Genomic DNA, 274 nt, shown 5'->3' with positions numbered 1-274 from the left:
GGATGTGGTTGTGCACGCTCCACCAGCGCAGCTCGCGCCGAGCCAGCCGGGCGCGCTCGAGCCGGATCGCGGAACCGAAGCCGCCGGACACACTGCGCGGCAGGAACTCCCAGAGCGATTCGCCGAGCCTGCCGCTTGCGGGATCTTCCGGCGTCGCCACCCGCATGTGGTGGCCGCGGTTGTGCTCGACGAAGAAGTGGCCGTACCCGGACTGCGCCAGCGCGATCTTGGCCAGCCAGCGCTCCAGGCTTTCGACGCGATGTCCGAGTTCGTG

Annotated in this window: 1 pseudogene; it reads right to left on the bottom strand. The window is 69.7% G+C overall.

The features are described from left to right. Window positions 1-274, bottom strand: a pseudogene (locus GV790_RS30270) (fatty acid desaturase); the annotation flags it as partial.

Origin of the sequence: Nocardia cyriacigeorgica, from assembly GCF_010858045.1 — a bacterium.
In the GTDB taxonomy this organism is placed as follows: domain Bacteria; phylum Actinomycetota; class Actinomycetes; order Mycobacteriales; family Mycobacteriaceae; genus Nocardia; species Nocardia cyriacigeorgica_E.
Note: the sequence above shows the minus strand (reverse complement) of the source record. Positions and strands in the feature narration are given on the sequence as shown.